This is a genomic window from Limnobaculum zhutongyuii, assembly GCF_004295645.1.
In the GTDB taxonomy this organism is placed as follows: Bacteria; Pseudomonadota; Gammaproteobacteria; order Enterobacterales; family Enterobacteriaceae; genus Limnobaculum; species Limnobaculum zhutongyuii.
In genome coordinates, this window is sequence record NZ_CP034752.1 from 1,211,992 (window position 1) to 1,229,244 (window position 17,253).

Below are 17,253 nucleotides of genomic sequence, written 5' to 3' on the forward strand. Positions count from 1 at the left end.
AAGGAAAAATAATGTTGCGCATCATCCCACTGTTATTTTAAAAGTCAATTAGCAAAAAAATGATTGTTACACATTGGTCATTCTGAAAAGAAAATAATATTAATTAGTTCTTTTAATACAATGAATTATATTTTTTAACTCTACGTTAAATCATTAGTTTTTATTGTTATAAAAACACGTTGAATATAGAAGAAGGGAAATAACCATTAATGATATCAATAGAGAACCAAATCTAGTTCAAAGGCGTTAATGAAATATGTCCATGATAACAAGCCAGTTTGCACTTTCCACAGCCGTTACATCGTGTTTTGTCCACTGTTACCTGATTAGCTGAATCAAAGATTATCGCCCGCTGTGGGCAACTCATTTCGCACAGGCGGCAAAAATTATCCATTCGACCCAGGCAGCTGGTACCGATCACCGGTTTCAAACCAGTATCCGGCACAATTTGAGACTCTAATGCACCAGTCTGACATATGTCTGTGCACTTATGGCAAAAATCACAGTTGGCATATTCAATTTGCAGTTCAGCCTTGCCCTCCTTCATGGCGATAATTCCATAAGGACAAGCCGATACACATTCACCACAGCCATTACACAAACGTAAGAATAGCGACTCGATAATCGCCTGAGGAGGGCGGCCGGTCTGACGAGCAATATCCTGATGTTCAATACGAGCCTGAGTTTGCTGTCCGGCTTTAAAAAAGCCGCGGAGTAAACCCCGACGACTCACCGTATGGTGAGTCATCCAGGCTTTGTAGTATTTCTCATCACGGCTATCGATAGCCATCAGAAAAACAGATCCTTACTGATTACAGGAACGTTTAAACGCTGTTGCCAGTGAGCCAAAGTAGTGGATGTTAGCCGGGCAATCCCCTGATAGAAAGGATGCTCTGCCCTCTCTTCCAGTAAAGTCAAAAAGCGGCCGCTCCACGGCAGCAGATGATCGCTCAGGAGGATGGACAATTGTTCAGACTGATTTTCTGCCAACCATGCAGCCAGCATTAACAATAAACCAATATGGTCTTCCGGTTCACGTTGTTGCTGTTGAACCTCAATACCCAAAGAGGCTTGCCACTGGCGTAGATCCAGCGTTGAATTGCCAAAAACTACGCTCTCACGATCCAGATAAACCGAACCCCATGGTGGAGCGGGCAATGCATCCGGGCCAATAAACAAACGCTGATAGGCTTCATCCAGGGTTTGTCGATGCGCTGTCTCTAATCCAGTATTCATCAACGCCGCGGCAGTTCTGATCTCAGACATAGCGCCACAGGGCCATTCCTCTTGCCAGTTATCATTACTGAGCAATTCGAGCAGAGAAAGCACTTCCGGCCGATCCGGAGCATAATACAATAGTGCTCCCAGCATCCGACCCGTTAATGAAACATCATCAAGATCGGCAAGGCTTGGTATAGCAGGAGAAGTCATAAATAACCTTTCTGTCAGTTGGAAACTCAATAAACAGCGCCCTTTCGAGCGCTGCTTATTGTATTACAGATTAACCACCAAAAGTGACACCAACGGTCATATGCAGATTATAGAATACCGCACGACCAACGATTTCACCGCAAACCACCAGAATGAATCCGGCTAACATAGCCAACGTTCCTGGTTTATTGCCTTTCAGCATTGGATAAATCCACAGTCCCAAACCAATAGCGACCAGAACTACACGTAATGCCATCAATTTACCAAACTGAGGGACCAGCGCCATGGCTGAAGTCACGGTGCTGTGCATACCTGCCAGTTCACTACCTTGCATTAAGGCGGAGCCGATGCTGACCAGAAAAGCAATAACGCTTACCGCTGCCAATAATTTTCCACTGCAGTTACAGTCACGATTCTTCAGCAGGCACCCCAACAGCGGGCCACCAATCAATACCGTCAGGAAGAAATTCAGCGTGGTATAACCGTTATGCCAGGTTGGTACCGTATCGATCTGATATACGCGGCACATAGCATAAACAAACGCTATGCCAGCAACCATACCAATAATCAACCAGATTTTACCCAGCGCCTGAGGCATCTTGCCCAGTATTGCAATCAGCCAGTAGAAGCCACCAATGGCAAAGAACGCAGAGCCCAAAGCAATCTCATTACTCAGGCCTGACTCACCTACGCGATTTAACGAATTAAAAGCGCGAGCAATCGTTCCCAGGTGCATCACTGAAGCAATAAACGCAATACCCATCAGAACCCAGATGAAAAACATCCCTTTATGAATCGATTTTCTCTGTTCGTCTGTTGTTTGGTTGCACAGAAGTGTCAGGCCTAAAACGATAAACCCACCGACAGCGCACTGGCCCAGTACGGTGAATAACATCAGCGGCCATTCATGCCATCCCAGTTCCATATTAAACCTCCTTCGGATTGGATAAATGACCGGTAGTGTCACCAACAGGACGGCTACAGGCGTTAGGTTTCAGCACAATATTCGGCCGGGTATATTTTTCAGCCGGTAACGGTGCAATCTCAGCCAGACGACCGTGCTTCTCGCGCAGTTCATCAATTGGCCCAAAGTCCAGCGCACGTAAAGGACAAGACTCTACGCAGATTGGCTTTTTACCCTCTTTTATCACTCGATCGTGGCAACCATCGCACTTGGTCATATGACCTTTAGCCGCGTTATATTGTGGCGCACCGTATGGGCAAGCCATATGGCAATAACGACAGCCGATACAAACCTCTTCATTAACCAGTACAAAACCGTTTTCATCCTTATGCATTGCGCCACTTGGACAAACTTTAACGCAGGCCGGATCGCTACAGTGGTTACAGGCAATGGACAGATAGTAGGCAAATACGTTTTAGTTCCAGGTATCACCATCTTTTTGCCAGTCGCCGCCGGCATATTCATAAATGCGACGGAAACTGACATCCGGAGTTAAATCTTTATAGTCTTTACACGCCAGTTCGCAGGTTTTACAGCCCGTGCAACGACTTGAATCAATAAAAAAACCATATTGTGTTGTCATTGGCTGCTCCTTAAACTTTCGCAACTTCAACTAAGTTTGTGTGCTGAGGATTACCTTTCGCCAGCGGTGATGGTCGAAGCGTGGTCAGCACGTTAATACTACCCGCATGGTCGACACCTTTGCTGTCTGGCGTGTACCAGGCACCCTCACCTAATGCCACGACTCCTGGCATCATACGCGGAGTCACTTTGACGTTAATCTGAGTTTCACCCCGGTCATTGAACATGCGGATCATGTCACCGTTTTTAATACCGCGTTTCTGAGCATCAATGGGGTTCATCCACACTTCCTGACGCGCAGCCGCTTTCAATACATCGATATTGCCGTAAGTAGAGTGGCAACGTGCTTTATAGTGGAAACCGATCAACTGCAGTGGATAGTTTTCACGCATTGGATCGTCTGCACCTTCAAAAGTCGAGACATGAATAGGCAGTGGAGAAATAACATCACCTTTTGGCAGTTCCCAGGTTTTAGCCATTTCAGCCAAACGCTCTGAATAAATTTCGATTTTGCCTGAAGGTGTACTGAGTGGGTTAGCCTGCGGATCATCACGGAATGATTTATAGGCAATGAAGTGCCCGGCCGGATCTTTACGCTTAATGATTCCCATTTTGCGGAACTCTTCAAACGTAGGCAGTAGAGGATCTTTCTCACAAGATAGCTGATACAGATGGCGTAACCATTCTTCCTGAGTACGGCCTTCGGTGAACTGGGATTCAACCCCCCATTCGCTTGGCAATCTCAGTGGTCATTTCATAGATAGAGCGGCATTCAAACTGAGGTTCAACAGCTTTATCAGCAAAAATCACATACCCCATATTTCCTGATGAAGCATCCAGACAGAAGTCCATCTGCTCTGAAGTGGTTAGATCTGGCAGTAAAATATCAGCGCAGCGAGCACTGGCCGTCATGTGGTTTTCAATTACCACGACCATTTCACATTTGGTATCGTCGCCAAGAATTTCCAGCGTTTTATTAATATCTGAGTGTTGGTTTAACATGCTGTTACCAGCATAGTTCCAGATAAATTTAATTGGTTGCTTCAGCTTATCGGTACCACGTACACCATCACGGGTCGCTGTCATTTCCGGGCCACGCATAATCGCATCGGTCCACAGGAAGAAAGAGATGCTGTCTTTAACCGGGTTTTCCAGCGTTGGAAAACGCACAAATGGAATAGCGTAAGAGCCTTCGCGAGCACCGGTGTTACCACCCGTAATTCCCACATTACCGGTCAGGCAGGCTAATGCTGCAATCGAACGGGCAACCTGCTCACCATTAGCATGACGTTGAGGACCCCAACCCTGACAAATATAGGCCGGTTTTGCAGTACCGATTTCACGGGCTAATTTGATAATACGATCGGCTGGAATCGCGGTAATCTTAGATGCCCACTCAGGGGTTTTAGCAATACCGTCATCCCCTTCACCCAGGATATAGGCTTTATAGTGACCATTACTTGGGGCGCTTGCCGGTAACGTTTTCTCATCATAGCCGACGCAATATTTGTCCAGGAATGGTTGATCGACTAAATTCTCAGTGATCATCACGTAAGCCAGTGCAGAAACTAATGCTGCATCAGTACCCGGCGTAATTGGAATCCACTCATCTTCACGCCCTGCTGCGGTATCACAATAGCGGGGGTCAATGACAATCATTCTGGCATTTGATTTTTCCCGGGCCTGCTCAAGCAGATAAGTAATGCCACCGCCACTCATGCGAGTTTCTGCCGGGTTGTTACCAAACATCACCACCAGTTTGGTATTTTCAATATCGGAAATACTGTTGCCAGAGCCACCGCCATAGGTATAGCTCAGGCCAGTTGTAATTTGAGCAGTACTGTAAGTGTTATAGTGATTCAGATAACCACCACAACAGTTCATCAGGCGAGCAATCAGTGAGGTTCCTGGTGGCCATGAACGAGTCACCGTTCCACCTAATGTACCGGTTGCATACTGAAGATAAACGGCTTCATTACCGTAATCCTTAATTATACGCTTCAGGTTATTGGCAATCTCATCATATGCCTCTTCCCAGGTAATGCGTTTAAACTTACCTTCACCACGCTTACCAACACGTTTCATTGGATATTTTAAACGGTCTGGATTGTAGACCCGACGGCGCATTGAACGACCACGCAGACAGGCTCTAACCTGATGGTCCTGATAGACATCATCACCAGTGTTGTCTGTCTCAACATACTTAATTTCGCCATTTACTACATGCATACGCAATGGGCAGCGGCTACCGCAGTTTACGGTACAAGCACTCCAGACGGTTTTAGCCTCTGGCGCAGTACTGTTACTGACAGCTTCTTCTGCATTAGCGGTACCAAATGGTAATGCAACACTACCAGCCGCTACTGCCAGGCCACCCAATGCGCTGGTTTGCACGAATTTACGTCGGCTTACCGGCATCAATACTGGATTTTTCTGATCGTCAAGGCTCATAAAATCACCTGTTATTTTATCGTTAGATTATGGGTTTCTGTTAAATTGCTTCTCTGTGGGAAAAGTAAAAATATAAAAGGTAGTCAGCAATAGCTAATATCAGGAATAAAAAAAATCAGACTGAATAAGCAATGACTTATTCAATGAAGGTATCTGCATCCATTTCACACACTCGATCCTACCTAATCTATCAACTAACATACTACGTTAACATCACCAGCAATTATTGCGTTCAATCAATTATCGCTGCATTAAAATAGCCAGCACTTCAATTAGAATAAATAATCATCGTGTTATAACATTATGATTACATGAGAAATCAATGGAGTTAACATCATGTTTTATATAACATAATAAATAATTATCGAGAATGATTCTTATTTTTATAATGTGTATGATATATCCTATAATCAAAACATGAAGGTGTTAGTAAAATTTATAGACTTCAATTAGGCAAGAAATAGCTTATGTGATATTTCAGCTTATGATTAATAAGATAATAACTTTGGCAGAAGGAATAAATTAATATTTGATAAATAAGTATCCTGAAATTTCGTTTATCTGTCTTAGAAAAATATAATAATCTCTTGTTTACTCCACAAATATAAATTAATTTTCAGCGAACAATATGTGTGCCATACGAATAATATCGCATTCATTATGCATATAATTTCAAATATATAAAAAAGCCTCGGAATAAATCCGAGGCTTTTTTGATTAGCTAAAAGCGTATCAGCCGATATATTCCAGACCGCCCATATATGGACGCAGCACTTCTGGCACTTCAATACGGCCATCAGCCTGTTGATAGTTTTCCAGTATCGCAACCAGAGTACGACCCACCGCCAGACCTGAACCATTTAAGGTATGAACCAGCGTAGTTTTCTTATCACTCTTACCGCGATAGCGCGCCTGCATACGACGAGCCTGGAAATCCCACATGTTAGAACATGAAGAAATCTCACGATATGTATTCTGTGCCGGAACCCAAACTTCCAGATCGTAAGTTTTTCTTGAGCCAAAGCCCATATCACCGGTACAAAGTAAAACTTTACGGTAAGGCAGACCCAGTAACTGCAACACTTTTTCTGCGTGACCAGTCAACTCTTCTAATGCATTCATAGAGTCTTCAGGACGAACGATTTGTACCAGCTCAACTTTATCAAACTGGTGCATACGAATCAGACCACGAGTATCACGACCATATGAACCCGCCTCTGAGCGGAAACATGGTGTATGAGCGGTCATCTTCAATGGCAACTGATCTTCATCCAGAATTTCATCACGTACCAGGTTAGTAACCGGAACTTCTGCGGTAGGAATCAAACCATAGTTACTGGTTTCGGCTTCTTCTGTCAGTGGTTTGGTGTGGAACAGGTCTTCACCAAACTTAGGCAATTGTCCGGTACCAAACAACGTCGCCTGATTAACCAGATAGGGAACGTAAGTTTCCATATAGCCATGTTGAGTCGTGTGCAGGTCTAACATAAAGTGAGCCAGAGCGCGGTGCATACGGGCAATTTGCCCTTTCATCACCACAAAGCGCGCACCGGTCAGCTTAACTGCGGCAGCAAAATCTAATCCACCGCTGCTTTCACCTAAATCAACATGATCGCGAATAGGGAAATCAAATTTGCGCGGCTCTCCCCAACGGCTGACTTCCAGATTGTCATGTTCATCTTTACCAAATGGCACTGATTCATCAGGAATATTAGGAATAAGGGATACCGAATTGTGAATCTCTGACTGTAACTGCTCAAGCTCGGATTTAGCAGCATCCAGCTTTTCGCCCAACAGGTTAACTTCACGACGCACCGCTTCAATATCTTCACCGCGAGCTTTAGCTTCACCGATAGACTTCGATCGTGCATTACGTTCAGCTTGTAATGATTCTGTTTCAACCTGCAAAACCTTACGGCGCTCTTCCTGCTTACGTAAAGTATCTACATCCAGTTTAAAACCTCTGCGAGCCAGTTTTTCAGCAGTTGCGTCTAGCTCATTACGTAATAAATTCGGGTCCAGCATGCTAATCCTATGCCTATATATTTTTAATATTAATCGATGGCCGTACCGGCTGACTGGCAGCCCGGCAGACAGTTTTCCGTAATTACCTTACCGCAACCAACAGCTTAACGGTAGCGTTTTGTGGTGCTATTTTGATCCTGCTCAGCCAACCAACTCAGCTTTTCTGCAATCTTGGTTTCTAAGCCACGCGGCTCAGGAAAATAATAACGTTGACCAGCCATTTCCGGTGGGAAATAACTCTCTCCTGCCGCGTAAGCATTTGGCTCGTCATGGGCATAACGGTACTCTGCGCCAAGCCCCATTTCTTTCATCAATTTAGTCGGGGCATTACGCAAGTGTTCAGGGACATCAAAATCTTTCTGATGCTGAGCATCCTGCATAGCAGCTTTAAACGCTTTATATACCGCGTTGCTTTTTGGCGCACAGGCCAGATAAACAATCGCCTGCGCGATAGCTCTTTCGCCTTCTGCCGGACCTACGCGAGTAAAGCAATCCCAGGCGGCAATCGCTACTTGCATACCGCGAGGATCAGCATTACCTACATCTTCTGAAGCAATAGCTAGTAAACGACGGGCAACATACAACGGGTCGCCACCGGCAGTAATAATTCTGGCATACCAGTAAAGTGCCGCATCAGGTGCGGAACCTCGTACCGATTTATGTAACGCTGAGATCAGGTCGTAATAACGATCGCCTTTATTATCAAAACGGGCGCTGCGTTCACCGGAGGTCTCTTTTAACAGTTCAGGCGTTAAAACTCGTTGACCATCAGCAGAGATTTCAGCCATATCAGCCATCATCTCAAGGCTATTCAGTGCCCGACGGGCATCGCCGCCGACCAATTCAGATAACATGCGTCGGGTTTCATCAAGTAAAACAATATTCTGTTTACCATATCCCCGTTCATCATCATTCATTGCCTGCAACAGAACTTGCTCAATATCACCGCTTTCCAAAGATTTCAGCAAATAGACTCTCGCTCTGGATAACAGAGCCGAGTTTAATTCAAATGAAGGGTTTTCGGTGGTTGCGCCAATAAAAGTAATGGTGCCATCTTCTACATGAGGCAGGAAAGCATCCTGCTGACTCTTATTAAAACGATGAACTTCGTCCACAAACAGAATGGTTCTTCGACCGGCATCGCGATTATTACGCGCCCGTTCAATAGATTCGCGAATCTCTTTAATACCGGAGGTTACTGCGGATATTCGTTCGATATCCGCATTACCATAATGACCGATAATCTCAGCCAGCGTGGTTTTTCCGGTACCCGGTGGTCCCCAAAGGATCATTGAGTGCAGATGCCCAGCCTCTATTGCGCGAGGTAATGGCTTACCTGGAGACAATAAATGACGCTGACCGATATATTCAGCCAGCGTCCGCGGCCGCATGCGAGCGGCCAGAGGCTGAAACTCATTCTGAGAGAAATCGAGTGACAGAGTACTCACTAAGACCTCACTGGCGCTGATCGTCGATGGTCACGCCTTTTGGTGGTGTAAAGGTAAATTTAGCAGCATCAACCGAACCGCTTTGTTGGCCTTTCAAGGTATAAGTGCTGCGTTGTCCATCTTGTTCTACCGCAACGAAACCTTTAATGACACCATCACCAGTCACATTAATCGAAAATGCTTTCAGGTTACCTTTGGCCGCCTTTGGCTTTAACTCAAACTCATCACCTTTTTGCACCACATCGTATTTGCTCCAGTCAGTGGCGCTGTTACGGGTGATTAACATAAAAGGTGTATCTCCGGTAACGCTATCCAACCAGGTTGCCGTTGCTTGCTCAACAAACGGGTTAAAAAACCACAGTGTTTTACCATCAGATACTAAAATACTTTCATCAGGTGAAGTCATATGCCAACGAAACAGGTTCGGTCGCTTAACCCAAAGTTCACCATCTCCCTGTTGAATTGCAGCACCGCCAGCATCTTTCACCGACTGAGAGAAACTGGCATGAAAACTATTCACCTTATTTAAACGACTCTGCAAGTCTGAACGGGCATCGGCCAATACGGCTGATGACACCAGACCAGACATCAGGCAACAGGCGATAAATAATTTCTTCATTGTTGCAATTACTCCCATCTATTATCAATAAAGCGTCAATTAAACGCGTTGAATATCACCGCCAACTCTACCTGACAATCACCTGTCGCGTATAGTCTCGAAGCAGTAAGTATATGATCTTTTACTTATCTTTTCAGTTAGCATAAGGGCCGCATTTTGCGGCCCTTAAACAACAGTTGTTGCCTTAGATTAATCAAACTGTCCGCGCGCTAAAACCTCCCGGTTTCCATTATGCCCCGGAGGACTCACAATACCCTGAGCCTCCATTTGGTCAATAATGCGCGCTGCACGGTTATAACCAATGCGGAACTGACGCTGAATTCCGGATATTGATGGTTTTTTCTTTTCCACCACAAAAGCCACGGCCTGATCGAACAACGCATCAAGCTCTTCATCCGCTTCCAGTCCAAAACCACCTTCACCCTCTTCTGAAGTTGCAGTGATGCTGTCAATATACTGAGGACGACCACGCGCTTTCCAGTCCTGAACCACGGCATGAACTTCCTGATCGCGCACGAAAGCACCGTGAACACGCACCGGCATCGAAGAGTTAGGCGGTAAATAGAGCATATCACCCATACCTAATAAGGATTCAGCCCCACCCTGATCGAGGATAGTACGTGAGTCAATCTTACTTGATACGGTAAACGCCATGCGTGTTGGAATATTGGCTTTAATCAAACCTGTTATCACATCCACCGAAGGACGCTGAGTTGCCAGCACCAGGTGAATACCGGCGGCACGAGCCTTCTGAGCCAGACGAGCAATCAGTTCTTCAACTTTCTTGCCTACCGCCATCATTAGATCGGCAAATTCATCAACCAGCACGACGATATAAGGCAGTTTTTCTAGCATCGGCGGCGATACATCCATACTTTCACTTGGCTTCCAGAATGGATCCGGTATCGGACGCCCCAGACGTTCAGCCTCTTCAACTCTTTCGTTGTATCCCGCCAGGTTTCTTACCCCAAGAGCGGACATCAACTTATAGCGACGCTCCATCTCGCCAACACACCAGCGAAGCGCATTAGCGGCGTCTTTCATATCGGTAACCACTTCGGTTAACAGGTGAGGTATTCCCTCATAAACTGATAACTCCAGCATTTTCGGATCGATCATAATAAAGCGAACATCTTCTGGCTTAGCTTTATACAGCATGCTCAGAATCATGGCGTTTACACCAACCGATTTACCAGAACCGGTGGTACCCGCTACCAGTAAGTGAGGCATTTTGGCCAGATCGGCCACCACCGGCTGACCTGAAATATCTTTACCTAACACCACGGTAAGTGGAGAAGGTGTATTCATAAACTCTGGCGTATCCAGCACTTCACGCATATAAACCGTTTGGCGACGTTCATTTGGCAATTCCAGACCAACATAAGGTTTGCCTGGAATAACCTCTACTACACGTACCGCCGTTACCGACAGCGAACGAGCTAAATCTCGTGCCAAACTGGAAATTCGGGACGCTTTCACTCCCGGTGCTAAATCTAATTCAAAACGGGTAATCACCGGACCCGGTAAAATATCAACCACGTGTGCCTTAACGCGGAAATCAGCCAGACGACGCTCCAGCAAACGAGCAGTCTCTTCTAACGCTTCCACATCCACCGGATCCTGATTCAACGGCGGTGAAGCCAGCAAATCAAGAGATGGTAGTGGCGTGGTTGGTTTCTCTAACGGTCGCTCATTGCGCATCAGGAACGGGTGAATTAAGCCATCCATTGAAGGCTGAGCCGGTTGAGGTTCTTCTTTAGGCGCTACCGGTTGGAAAGGCGATGACGTCTGTGGGGTTACATTCACACCATGAGAAGGCTGCGTATAGCCTGACGGTGTAACCGGTGCCTGTGGTACAGGTGCTACCGGACGCTCAACGGGTTGTTGATAACCATAGGATGAAGTAACGGACTGAGTAACGTCATTGATATTACCAAAAGGAACATCGTCAGTACGTTCCACATCACCAACCTGAGAAGGTAAAGTAAACAGTGGTTCAACCGGACGCTCATCGGGCACTTCATCATCAACATCATCCCGGGCAGAGATACCGTACAGTGGGTTATCTACCAGATCCTCATCGTTATCATCATCCTGATAACGTTCACCGTAACGTTGACGCTGTTCTTCTTCAAACGCCCTTCTCAGAGCTTCTTGCTCCATCGCTTCATCGTCTTCTTCACTAACGGTGAAATCATTCACCATTGGCTTATTACGGTTAAGACGATCGCGTTCGCGTTGCTCAGCTTCTCGTTGCGATGGCAGCTTAATACCATAAGAAGCCAGCTCACGACGAGTCGGAATACGGACAGGATTCGGACGAGGGAACTCCGGACCAACACCTTGTTTAACCTGCGGTTGACTGCCCACTACAGGAGTAAAGGTAATAGTAGGTGCAGATGAAGTCGTTGCTGCTGCAGCCGTTGTCGCTGCGGCGGCACCCAGAGTCATGGCATTTGATAATGAGTCTACATTTGTGGATACATTATCTTGTTCAACGGCACTGAAATTCCCCGGTACCAAAGGTTCTGTTGATTCATCTGGTGGTGTATCAGCCACAACCGGTGGGTTAATCGGAGCATAAGGATTGGTAAACTCATTACGCTGAGTTTCGGTCGGATTAACCGTTACCGTCTGTGGTTCAGAGTTACTGAAGGTATAGGTTGCCGGACCAAAAGAGATTGTCGGTTGTTCTGACGTAGAAATAGTTGGTTCAGCGGTAATTTCAGGTTCATTTGGAACGGCTGGATTATTCCAGTGCTCTTCCTTGTCAGCCACAAGGTCTTCTGCTGAACCAAATAGTGCTGGCTCAGGGGATTCTTGTGGCTCAGACAGATCGTCCATTGCCGGGCTAAAGATTAACTCTTGCTGTAGTTCGTTTATCTCTGCCTCATCATCAACTGGCGTTAACTCATTATCGGCGCTGACACCTGGTGCGGTAAACAGAACATCCTCAGTGGCTGCAGTGGCAAAAGGAGCAGTACCTCTCGTTGAAGCAACAACTCTGTCACTCACCTCATCCCGGTCATAATCGGTAGCATCCCGTTCTTTGCGCGTTTTATTAGAGGCAAAGGTCAGGATGCCCATAACAAAGGCACCAATCTTTTCTGCGATGGTTAACCACGACCAACCGGTAAACAGCGTTAGCCCTACGGCCCATACGCTTAACAGAATCAGCGTAGAACCTACGCTATTAAAATGGGGCAATAATGCACTATTGATTAAACTACCAATCACACCGCCAGAGGCAAAATAGTACCAGTCATCAATGCTGATAGCCGACAGGCCACATGATGAAAAAATCAGAGCTAACAGCCCGATAAAGCGTAGTGAGAAAGAGAATAGATCAACCGCTTTCTGCTCACGCTCATGGCGATACAGCATCCAGCATTGGAAAACGATCATTGGTGGTACGGCATAGGCCAGCACCCCAAAAATAAATAACAGGGTATCTGCCAGCCAAGCTCCGGTTTCACCACCTATATTATGAATAGGTTCATGCCAGGCTGTTTGTGACCAGCTAGGATCGGCAGGATTAAAACTAATTAACGCCACCATAAGATAAATGGAAAAAATAACCACCAATAATAAACCAGCTTCAAAAAGCCGCTGGCGGCTACTTAACTTCTTCAACTTAGGCTCTTTATCTTCTATATATTCCTGGCTCAAGAAAGGCTCTCCAGGTTACCGTAGTACCGAGTAATAGAACGGCAGCGCCAGGAGTACCCAGCGCTGAAACTGTATGAATACACAGGAGTGTAACGGAAGTTAGCAGATTTTGCACCTGCAACGATGAATTATCGTGTTTTGATAACTAAGTGGTTGCTTTGTTTGACTTCTTCCATTACCACATAAGTACGCGTATCGTTTACACCCGGTAAACGCAACAGCGTCTCACCTAACAGCTTTCTGTATGCAGACATATCTGATACGCGAGTTTTCAGAAGGTAGTCAAAATCACCGGATACCAGATGACACTCCTGAATCTCTTCCAGTTTTTGCACAGCGGTATTGAACTGTTCAAACACGTCTGCCGCACCACGGTTTAAGGTAATTTCAACAAACACCAACAGCGATGCGTCCAGATAATGTGGATTTAATAACGCCGTATATCCTTGAATGAATTTTTGTCTTTCCAGACGACGTACGCGCTCCAGACATGGGGTTGGAGATAAGCCAACGCGTTTTGACAGTTCAACGTTGGAAATGCGACCATCCAGTTGTAATTCATTCAAAATGTTACGGTCAATGCGATCAAGATCTTTGCTAGGGCGTTTTTTATTGTCTACCATTTTTTTTCTCTCAATATCTTCCTTGTTTCTGATACACCATTATCTATCCAAAAGATATCTGGCGCCTCCGTTCAGGCCAATCTCGTAGTTACCAGGTAAATCTGCCACCGGGCAGTTTCTCGCTATCTTTTTCATACAATAACGAAGCATTACATCAACTGGATTAACTAAAACTAACAACCTAAAACATACCACTATTGTGATCCGCGAAGTTCCACAATTCTACGCTAAACTAGCATTTGAACATATCGTATTATGCGGTCAATCTATATAAATAAAGAGTATGTATCTATCATCTTGCCAATTTATCTATGCACCATTGCTTTATTAATATAATTACCAGCGTAATCACAGAATAATGTTTTCGCAAATAGCTACCTTATTGTCAAAGCAAATGAGTAAAAAAAAGCACAATTCTCTATAAAAATCCGTTTCAGCTTCATTTTTAATCTAAAAACCAATTTTTAATAGATAAAAGCTATCACAGCGATTGGTAACAATGTAGCTAATAACTTTTTTTAATGCGTTATTTTCCTTACAATCGCATGTATCTTCCGACCTCACTTCTACAGAGGAATTATGGCCATGGCCAAACATTGTAAATTACTTATTTTAGGTTCTGGTCCTGCAGGTTATACCGCAGCCGTCTATGGTGCCCGGGCGAACCTTAGCCCTGTACTCATTACCGGTATTGAACAGGGTGGACAATTAACCACAACAACCGATGTTGAGAACTGGCCTGGTGATGCTGAAGGCTTAACCGGCCCGGCATTGATGGAGCGTATGCGTGAACATGCACTGAAGTTTAATACTGAAGTCATTATTGACCATATTAATCGTGTTGATTTACAAACCCGACCTTTTCGTCTGTTTGGTGACAGTGAAGAGTACACCTGTGACGCATTAATTGTTGCTACCGGTGCTTCTGCCCAATATTTAGGCTTACCTTCAGAAGAAGCGTTTAAAGGTCGTGGTGTTTCCGCCTGTGCAACCTGTGATGGCTTCTTCTATCGCAACCAGAAAGTTGCCGTTGTCGGTGGTGGTAATACTGCGGTTGAAGAGGCGCTATACCTCTCTAACATCGCAGCAGAAGTTCATCTGATTCATCGCAGAGACAGTTTTAGAGCAGAAAAAATACTGATTGATCGGTTAATGGAAAAAGTTCGTCACGGCAACATCATTCTGCATACTGACAGAACGCTGGATGAAGTATTAGGTGATGACATGGGCGTTACCGGTGTTCGTATGAAAGATGTCAAAACTCACGTCACCGAAGAGTTAACGCTGACCGGCGTGTTCATTGCTATCGGTCATCGTCCGAATACAGAAGTGTTTGCTGGCCAACTGGAACTGAAAGATGGTTATCTGAAAGTACAGTCAGGCAGTCATGGAAATGCGACTCAAACCAGCATTCCGGGCGTGTTTGCAGCAGGTGATGTAGCCGATGATATTTATCGTCAGGCCATTACTTCTGCGGGCAGTGGCTGTATGGCTGCATTGGATGCCGAACGTTATCTTGAGACGTTAAATAACAATTAATAGCTATTGTGTGATCTGAAAGTGTGACACAACATAACAAGGCGGCTCATGGCCGCCTTCTTGTTTCATGGATACTAATGGTATCCTAGGCCCAACTTTAGTTATCAGAACCAGTACATTTTATGTCTAATATGAATAAGGTACGGCAACGTGAATTAACACGTTGGTTAAAGTCTCAGGGTATTCTGGCTCAGCGCTGGTTACGGATATCAACCCTGTTAGGACTACTCAGCGGATTGTTAATTATTGCGCAAGCCTGGTTACTGGCAACCCTGCTGCACTCTCTGATTATCGAGAATATCCCCCGCAATGAGTTAATTAACTATTTCCTGTTGATTGTGGTTACTATCGTGCTGCGTGCAGTGCTGGCCTGGTTTCGTGAGCGGGTTGGTTTTATGTATGGCGCAGCAATACGTCAACACATTCGTCGTCAGGTGTTAAATCGCCTTGAACAACTTGGTCCAGCCTGGATTCAGGGAAAACCCGCAGGTAGCTGGGCCACCATGATTGTTGAACAAATTGAAGATATGCAGGATTTCTACTCCCGCTATCAGCCTCAAATGATGTTAGCGGTGATGATTCCTCTGCTAATTCTGGCTGCAGTATTTCCGATAAACTGGACAGCCGGTCTGATTTTGTTCGCTACTGCCCCACTTATCCCCATGTTTATGGCATTGGTTGGCATGGGGGCTGCAGACGCCAACCGGCGTAACTTTATTGCACTGGCGCGTCTAAGCGGTAACTTCCTTGACCGCTTAAAGGGGCTGGAAACATTGCGATTATTCCATCGGGCTGAAGCAGAAACCGAACAAATCGCACAGGCTTCAGAAGACTTTCGCTCCCGCACCATGGATGTGTTAAAGCTGGCCTTCCTCTCTTCTGCCGTTTTAGAGTTTTTTGCCTCCGTTTCGATTGCCGTTGCCGCCGTCTATTTTGGTTTTTCCTATTTGGGAGAGCTAAATTTTGGCTCATACGGTTTACCGGTTACGTTATTTGCCGGATTCCTGGTATTAATTCTGGCACCGGAGTTCTTCCAGCCGCTACGGGATTTAGGAACCTATTACCATGCCAAAGCACAGGCTATTGGTGCCGCAGAATCTCTGCAAACCTTTTTGCAGTCAGAATCAACACAGTCTAACGGTGAAGGTACTCAAGATTTAGCCGAATGTGACCAGATCACCATTAAAGCAACAGACCTGTATATCCTCTCCCCTCAGGGAAAAAGTCTGGCTGGTCCACTCAACTTTATCCTAACGCCCAACCAGCGTATCGCCATTGTCGGGCACAGTGGCGCAGGTAAAAGCTCTCTGCTTAATTTGTTATTAGGATTTTTACCCTATCAGGGTTCGATCACCATCAACGATATTGAATTGAGTTCCCTTCGTCCTGCCTCATGGCGAGCTAATCTCAGTTGGGTGGGGCAAAACCCTCACCTGCCGGAACAAACGCTGCGTGGAAATATTTTATTATCGAATCCACAGGCCTCCGATGAGGCTCTAAAGCTGGCAATACAGCGTGCCTATATTGATGAATTTGTGACACAACTTCCCGATGGACTGGATACCATAATTGGCGATCAGGCAGCCAGATTATCTGTGGGTCAGGCCCAGCGAGTTGCCGTTGCCCGTGCGTTATTATCACCCTGTCACTTATTACTGTTGGATGAACCTACGGCCAGTCTCGACGCCAATAGTGAGCGTCTGGTGATGAGTGCTTTAAATGAAGCCTCATCCCACCAGACCACTCTGTTGGTCACTCACCGTCTTGAAGATCTTGAAGGGTACGATCAGATTTGGGTGATGGATAAAGGTGAAATCATTGAACGGGGAGATTTTATGACGCTCAATCAATCAGGTGGCACGTTCGCTACACTGATGTCCAACCGAAATGCGGAGGTCTGAA

Annotated in this window: 10 protein-coding genes and 2 pseudogenes; 2 read left to right on the forward strand and 10 right to left on the reverse strand. The window is 45.6% G+C overall.

What is annotated here, in order from left to right; all coding sequences use genetic code 11:
• Positions 1 to 232: 232 nt before the first annotated feature.
• The 10 genes and pseudogenes from napF to lrp all read right to left on the reverse strand — a co-directional run bounded on the left by napF (position 233) and on the right by lrp (position 13,812).
• Positions 233 to 790, reverse strand: a complete 558-nt coding sequence (gene napF / locus EKN56_RS05105) for a ferredoxin-type protein NapF (protein WP_130590822.1) — start codon at positions 788 to 790, stop codon at positions 233 to 235.
• Positions 790 to 1,431, reverse strand: a complete 642-nt coding sequence (gene dmsD / locus EKN56_RS05110; RefSeq protein ID WP_130590823.1) for a Tat proofreading chaperone DmsD — start codon at positions 1,429 to 1,431, stop codon at positions 790 to 792. Before dmsD ends, napF begins: the two co-directional genes overlap by 1 nt.
• Positions 1,432 to 1,501: 70 nt before the next feature.
• The gene (locus tag EKN56_RS05115; RefSeq protein WP_130590824.1) at positions 1,502 to 2,356 is read right to left on the reverse strand and encodes a DmsC/YnfH family molybdoenzyme membrane anchor subunit; all 855 of its coding nucleotides are present in this window, start codon (positions 2,354 to 2,356) and stop codon (positions 1,502 to 1,504) included.
• Between the two features lies 1 nt (position 2,357).
• Positions 2,358 to 2,978 (reverse strand): annotated as a pseudogene (locus tag EKN56_RS05120) (DMSO/selenate family reductase complex B subunit).
• A 10-nt stretch (positions 2,979 to 2,988) separates the two neighbouring features.
• Positions 2,989 to 5,428, reverse strand: a pseudogene (locus EKN56_RS05125) (DmsA/YnfE/YnfF family dimethyl sulfoxide reductase).
• A 732-nt stretch (positions 5,429 to 6,160) separates the two neighbouring features.
• Positions 6,161 to 7,453, reverse strand: a complete 1,293-nt coding sequence (gene serS, locus EKN56_RS05130; protein ID WP_130590825.1) for a serine--tRNA ligase — start codon at positions 7,451 to 7,453, stop codon at positions 6,161 to 6,163.
• 104 nt (positions 7,454 to 7,557) lie between these two features.
• A complete protein-coding gene (locus tag EKN56_RS05135; RefSeq protein ID WP_130590826.1) occupies positions 7,558 to 8,901 on the reverse strand; it encodes a replication-associated recombination protein A in 1,344 nt (447 codons plus the stop codon).
• Positions 8,902 to 8,908: 7 nt separating this feature from the next.
• The gene (lolA, locus tag EKN56_RS05140; protein ID WP_130590827.1) at positions 8,909 to 9,520 is read right to left on the reverse strand and encodes an outer membrane lipoprotein chaperone LolA; all 612 of its coding nucleotides are present in this window, start codon (positions 9,518 to 9,520) and stop codon (positions 8,909 to 8,911) included.
• A 189-nt stretch (positions 9,521 to 9,709) separates the two neighbouring features.
• The gene (locus EKN56_RS05145; protein WP_130590828.1) at positions 9,710 to 13,189 is read right to left on the reverse strand and encodes a DNA translocase FtsK 4TM domain-containing protein; all 3,480 of its coding nucleotides are present in this window, start codon (positions 13,187 to 13,189) and stop codon (positions 9,710 to 9,712) included.
• A 128-nt stretch (positions 13,190 to 13,317) separates the two neighbouring features.
• Positions 13,318 to 13,812 carry a leucine-responsive transcriptional regulator Lrp gene (gene lrp, locus EKN56_RS05150; RefSeq protein WP_047781371.1) on the reverse strand — a complete coding sequence of 165 codons (495 nt, stop codon included), beginning with the start codon at positions 13,810 to 13,812 and terminating at the stop codon, positions 13,318 to 13,320.
• Between the two features lie 579 nt (positions 13,813 to 14,391).
• On the opposite strand from lrp, the gene trxB reads away from it, so the two are divergent.
• Together trxB and cydD are read left to right on the forward strand one after the other, a co-directional pair.
• Positions 14,392 to 15,351, forward strand: coding sequence for a thioredoxin-disulfide reductase (gene trxB, locus EKN56_RS05155; protein WP_130590829.1), 960 nt, complete (start codon positions 14,392 to 14,394; stop codon positions 15,349 to 15,351).
• A gap of 131 nt (positions 15,352 to 15,482) precedes the next feature.
• The gene (cydD, locus tag EKN56_RS05160; RefSeq protein WP_130593603.1) at positions 15,483 to 17,252 is read left to right on the forward strand and encodes a heme ABC transporter permease/ATP-binding protein CydD; all 1,770 of its coding nucleotides are present in this window, start codon (positions 15,483 to 15,485) and stop codon (positions 17,250 to 17,252) included.
• Position 17,253 lies beyond the last annotated feature (1 nt).